Raw genomic sequence first — 704 nt, forward strand, 5'->3', positions numbered from 1 at the left:
TTAATTGAAAGCTACACAAGCGATAAAGGGTTGGCACTGCCAACCCTTTGTTATTTCTATTTGGGCTTTTTAAGCCTCAACAAGATTACTTCTTCTTAGCGGTTTTCTTTTTCGCTGTTTTCTTCTTGTCTTCTTTTTTCTTTTTCTTCTTAAACACAGGTTTCTTGTGCTTAGGGCGCATCTCTTTAATGAAACGCTCTTTGATGTCTTCTTTCACGTAACGTGCTACGCGATCCATCATTGGCTGGTCGTGCGCTTCTACGATTGAGATTGCGTTACCTTTCTTACCTGCACGAGCCGTACGGCCGATACGGTGAAGGTATACGTCAGCCGTGCGCGGCATGTCGTAGTTGATAACGTGAGAAACATCAGGAAGGTCGATACCACGCGCCGCAACGTCTGTTGCTAGTAGCACGTTCACAGTACCGTCACGGAAACGTGCAATGGCATTATTACGACGATCTTGAGGCATTTCGCCTTGAATCCACGAACACGGGATTTGTGCGCTCTCAAGTTGTGCACGTAGCTCTGCCAAGCGTTCACGAGTTTTTAAGAACACGATAGTGCGCTCAGCTTGCTCTGTGATGATATGTTTCAGCAGAGCTAGTTTGTGTTCTGCGCTATCAGCACGGTGATACCATTGAGCAATCTTCTTACGCTCACGCAGTGGCGATTTTGCGTCGATCTCTGCTGGCTCGTTTAGT

At 46.6% G+C, this 704-nt stretch carries 1 protein-coding gene; it reads right to left on the minus strand.

The genetic code is table 11. The annotated features are described in order from the left end of the window. Nucleotides 1-85 precede the first annotated feature (85 nt). Nucleotides 86-704 (minus strand): helicase-related protein (locus tag R7O13_RS27075; RefSeq protein WP_318305225.1); only part of this gene is annotated, 619 nt, incomplete at its 5' end.

The sequence above is a fragment of the Vibrio sp. Y176 genome, from assembly GCF_033438945.1.